The following is a 3462-nucleotide window of genomic DNA, read 5'->3' as shown; positions in this document are numbered from 1 at the left end:
GTGCCGTCACTGCGCTTGCGAAAAGCCATGCAGGGACAGGCGGCAGGTCAGGTGGTCGTGCTGTTGGCCACTGACCCTATGGCGCGCATCGATGTTCCGTTTCTGATGCAGGAAACGGGGGGGAGGGTGATCGGTATTGTCGAGGAAGACGGTGTGCTGAGACTTACGGTCGAGACGGGCGACGGGCGTCCAGACTGACGACGGTATCGGTGTCTAAGGCGACTTCAGGGCCTGCATCCTGATGTTTGGGTTTCCACACCAGTTCCAGTTCGGTCGCCAGCGCACCGCCGTAAAAGACGGCATTGACGTTCCATGACAGCCAGATCAGCAGCACAACCACGGCCCCGACCGATCCATAGGTCGCGCCCAGATGCACGATCTGCTCGACATAGATGGCGCACAGCCACGAGAAGATACCGCACATGATGGTGGCCAGCAGGCCGCCGATGATGGATGCGGACCACGCCACGCGCGTCTTGTGGCTCATGGCGTAGCGGTACAGCATGGTCAGGCCCAGCCACATGCCGATGGATGTCCAGAAACCGTCGAACGGCACCATGATGCGGCGCACGGATTCATCGGCATAGGCATGCTCGATCAGACGCCATGTGACGATGGTGCCCGACACGACGGTGAACAGCACAAAGGCCGCCAGCGCGACAAGGAAGGCCAGCATGTTGAACTTGAAGAAACCGTGCGGTTCTTTCTCGTCATGGATCAGGTTCAGACCGGCCAGCAGGGCTTTGAAGCCACGGTGTGCGGCATAGCCGCCGATGGCCAGCGCAATGGCGCTCTGGGTGGAAATGGCGCGGAACGAGCCTGACGACAGACGCTCGACCTCGACCAGAAACAGGGCGCGGGCCGCGGTCGGGACGGTTTCGGCCATTGCGGTGACCTGTTCGCTGACATTACCGATCGACAAAACCGCCTTGTAGAAGCCGATCAGGATGGCAATGGCGGGGAACATCGCCAACAGGGCAAAGAAGGTCACGCCGCCTGTATAGAGCATCACGTCGCGTCCCCACGAACGTGCAAACGCCCGTGCGAAAAGCGGAGCCCAGAAGAAGGGGGACAGGTGGCGCAGAAGAGAGGCGAGACGGCTTTGGCCTTCGGGCGAAGGCTTTGACGGGGTCCCGTTGTCATTGGGCAGCATCCGCACGCCTTAAAACTATTTGTCGCGGAGGGAAACCCGACCAAATGTCATATGCGCCTTTACAGTCAGGGTTGCACACCTGATAGGGTGGGCGGTGAGTTCGTCATCTGAGCGACCGCAGACCTGACGAAATTGGAGACGGCGAGCATGCAGGCCGGTAGTGTGACTGATATTGCAACGCAGGTTTTGCTGGTTTCCCCCCAGAAGGCGCGTTTTGCTGTCTTGCAGACCGGACTGGATGCCCAGGGCTGTTTCACAGTGTGGGCTGCCGATATCGGGCAGGCCATCATGGCGCTGGAAAACCGCGCCTTTGATGCGATGATTGTCGATACGGACGATGCCGGTCTGGTCGCAGGGCTTGGCGGATTGCGGGCTGTTCTGCCCGATCGCTATCTGCCGGTGATTGCGGTCGGTGCCGATTGCGATGTCGATGTTGATCTGCGTATGCGCGACGTGCCGCATCCGGCGCAGGCCTTGGTAAGGCTTGAGCATCTGGTGCGGGCTGCTGTGGCCGAGGAAGAGTTCAACCTGCGTTGCCAGACCTTTGCCGAGCACGGGGCCAATCTGCACAAGGTGGTTCAGGACCGGCAGCCGATTTCGGTGCTGGCTATCGGTGCGGCCGACGAGCGGTTCCTGGCGCTAAGTAACAGCCTGCGCGAGGCTGGCGTCGATGTGGTTGCCGCGCCGACGCCCTATACGGCGTTTGATTATCTGCATGAGCGCGCGTTCGATGCAGCGATTTTGTGGGGTGGTGAAAACCGCGCCGTGGCCATGTCCATTGCTTCGGGCATGAAGCGCAATACGCGCCTGTATCACATTCCGCTGGTGCTCTATCTGCGCGATGGCGACGAGGTAAACCTGACCGATCTGTATGTGCGCGGTTTTGCCGATGTGGTGGAAACGGGCATATCGGAGATGGAAACGGCCGAGCGGGTTCAGGCGCTGGCCAGCAATTACCGCCGCCGTCAGGCTATTCGCCGCGCGCTGGACAGTGTGCGGGTGTCGCAGCTGACGGACTCGGTCACCGGCCTGTTCCACCGTGAGCCTTTTGCGTCGCATCTGGGGCGGGTGTTTGCCTCGACCAAGCATCGCAAGCGGACCTTGTCTCTGTGCGTCTTGCGTGTCCGCAAGAGCGATACACTGGCGGCGATCAATCGCGGTGGTTGGCTGGATATGGCCTTGCCGCAGGTCGGGGCGATGATTTCGCGCTTGGTGCGTGTCGAGGACACGGCGGCCAGTCTGGGACCGGACAGCTTTGCAGTGATGATGCCCGCGACCGACAAAACCGCTGCGCTTCAGGCGGCTGAACGCATTGCGGCGGTGATTGCCTGTACGGCGTTCGAGGCCGGACAGGATCGCTCGCCCTTCGTTATCGACTTCGATATCGGCGTGGCCGAGATGGTCGAGGGCGAAGGCCCGATCCAGCTTCTGGAACGGGCCGTAGAGGATGCTCGCCGCAAGGTCGCGGCCTAGGCGGGCATTTCGATCGAGCAGACGGCCTGTGCGGCCAGTCCCTCGTTGCGTCCGGTAAAGCCCAGCCCTTCGGTGGTGGTGGCTTTGACGCTGACGGCGCTCAGATCGAGACCCAGAATATCGGCAATACGCTGGCGCATGGCGGCGCGGTGTGGCTTTACCTTGGGCTGCTCGCAGATAAGCGTCAGATCGACATTGATGATCTGGCCGCCCTTGGCCTTTACCAGTTCATGCGCGTGGGCGAGGAAGACATCGGACGATGCACCCTTCCAGCGGTCATCGCTGGGCGGGAAGTGGTCGCCGATATCGCCCTCGGCAATGGCCCCCAGTATGGCGTCTGTCAGGGCATGCAGGCCCGCATCGGCATCGGAATGGCCCAGCAGGGTGTGCGTGTGGGGCACCTCGACACCGCATAGCCAAACGCTGTCACCTTCAACCCAGCGGTGCACGTCATAGCCCATGCCGACACGGGTCACACGACGTTCGGAAGAAGGGATCAGGCGCTCGGCCATGGCGAAGTCCTCGGGATAGGTCAGTTTAAACAGATCAGCCTCACCGGCCACCAGACGCACGCGGCCACCATGGGCTTGCACCACAGAGGCTTCGTCGGTCGGGGCGTCGGGCTGGCTCCATGCGGCATAGGCAGCGCGGATGGTAGAAGGGCGGAAGGCTTGCGGCGTCTGGGCGCGGTATAGCCCTTCGCGGTCCACGACTTCGCCCATGAGCTTATCGGCATCGCCGCGACGTAAGGAGTCGGCGACGGGCAGGGCGGGCAGCGCGCCCTCGGCATCCGCCAATGCATCCAGCAGCGCGTGAATGGTGTGGGCCTTGAGGAA

4 protein-coding genes are annotated in these 3462 nt (G+C 62.0%); 2 read left to right on the top strand and 2 right to left on the bottom strand.

Annotated features, from left to right (window positions below; genetic code table 11):
• A partial coding sequence (locus tag RSB01_RS13840) for a sulfurtransferase TusA family protein (protein WP_332625714.1) occupies window positions 1-198 on the top strand: 198 nt, incomplete at its 5' end.
• On the opposite strand, the gene RSB01_RS13835 is transcribed toward RSB01_RS13840, so the two are convergent.
• The gene (locus tag RSB01_RS13835; protein ID WP_332590667.1) at window positions 164-1153 is read right to left on the bottom strand and encodes a YihY/virulence factor BrkB family protein; all 990 of its coding nucleotides are present in this window, start codon (window positions 1151-1153) and stop codon (window positions 164-166) included. The genes RSB01_RS13840 and RSB01_RS13835 overlap by 35 nt on opposite strands.
• A gap of 162 nt (window positions 1154-1315) precedes the next feature.
• On the opposite strand from RSB01_RS13835, the gene RSB01_RS13830 reads away from it, so the two are divergent.
• Window positions 1316-2626 (top strand): diguanylate cyclase, encoded by a 1311-nt coding sequence (locus RSB01_RS13830; protein ID WP_332590666.1) that lies wholly within the window; start codon window positions 1316-1318, stop codon window positions 2624-2626.
• On the opposite strand, the gene ispF is transcribed toward RSB01_RS13830, so the two are convergent.
• Window positions 2623-3462, bottom strand: an 840-nt coding sequence (ispF, locus tag RSB01_RS13825; RefSeq protein ID WP_332625713.1) for a 2-C-methyl-D-erythritol 2,4-cyclodiphosphate synthase, incomplete at its 5' end; no start/stop codon positions are given. The two genes, RSB01_RS13830 and ispF, sit on opposite strands and share 4 nt — an antisense overlap.

This window comes from Brevundimonas sp. (assembly GCF_036659295.1).
Taxonomy (GTDB): Bacteria; Pseudomonadota; Alphaproteobacteria; order Caulobacterales; family Caulobacteraceae; genus Brevundimonas.
Note: the sequence above shows the minus strand (reverse complement) of the source record. Positions and strands in the feature narration are given on the sequence as shown.